General features: G+C 68.6%; 1 pseudogene. It reads left to right on the forward strand.

Going from position 1 to position 1,293, the window contains the following annotated elements:
- Positions 1 to 19 precede the first annotated feature (19 nt).
- Positions 20 to 1,252, forward strand: a pseudogene (locus tag KCH87_RS48420) (IS701 family transposase).
- Positions 1,253 to 1,293: the final 41 nt, after the last annotated feature.

Below are 1,293 nucleotides of genomic sequence, written 5' to 3' on the forward strand. Positions count from 1 at the left end.
CGGCGAGCAGTCCATTGTCGTGATCCACGATGTACCGACGTGTGCCTGGGACTTGGAACTCGAAGAACTCTTCCGGAAGACCGGAGCCCGCTTCAGCCGCGTAGAGGTCCGGCGGCGGATGCGGGACTACGTCCGCGGACTGCTCGGCCCGGTGGGCCGCAAGAACAGCTGGCAATGGGCCGAATACGCCGGCCACGCCACCCCGCACGGCCTGCAGCACCTGCTCTCCCACAGCCGCTGGGACACTGACGGCCTGCGCGACGACATGCAGACGTACGTGGCCGAACAACTCGGCACGCCAGACGGTGTGTTGATTCTGGATGACACCGGCATCGTGAAGAAGGGCACTACCTCCGCCGGAGTGCAGCGCCAGTATTCCGGCACGGCCGGGCCCCAGAGAATTGCCAGGTCGGGGTGTTTGCCGCCTACGCCACTACCCGCGGCCGCGCCCTCGTCGACCGCGAGCTTTACCTGCCCAAGTCCTGGACGCAGGACCGGGAACGCTGCCGGGCGGCCCGTATCCCCGACGAGCGCACCTTCGCCACCAAAGGCGACCTCGCCCGCGACATGATCCTGCGCGCCCTGGACTCTCCGCTTCCCATGGCCTGGGTTACTGCGGACTCCGCCTACGGGCAGGACTCCCACTTCCGGCACTTCCTGGAAGGCGCCCGGCTCTCCTACGTCGTCGCCGTCCCCAAGTCGCAGCAAGTACACGGCCCGCGCATCGACCATCTCATCGCTCAGGCGCCGCCCGAGGCATGGCAGCGCCTGTCAGCAGGGCCTGGCGCCAAGGGCGAACGGTTCTACAACTGGGCCGCCGCCCGCCTGCCTGCCTGCCGCGGCGGAGTCCGACGGCCACGAGGCGACCCGGCAGCGGTGGGTGCCGGCGCGCCGCAGCATCGGTAAGCCCGACGAGATCGCCTACTACTTCGCCTGCGCCCCGCTGGAGGCCACGGTCGCCGACTTGGTTCGCGTCGCCGGTTGCCGCTGGAAGATCGAGGAGTGCTTCCAAAGCGCGAAGAACGAGTGCGGCCTGGACCAGTACGAAGTCCGCCGCTACGTGGGCTGGTCCCGACACATCACGCTCGCCATGCTCGCCCACGTCTTCCTCGCCGTGATGGCCGTGCAGGAGCGCGAAAAGGGGGTGACGAGGCCGACACACCCGACCTCGTGGACCTCACACCAGCCGAAATCCGTCGTCTGCTGGCAACTGAACCCCGTCGCCATGCTGCGCGCCGCGACCACGCCGTGAGCTGGTCCCAATGGCGGCGCCGCCACCAAGCACGTGCCCGA

Source organism: Streptomyces sp. GESEQ-35, assembly GCF_017948485.1.
Classification (GTDB): Bacteria; Actinomycetota; Actinomycetes; order Streptomycetales; family Streptomycetaceae; genus Streptomyces.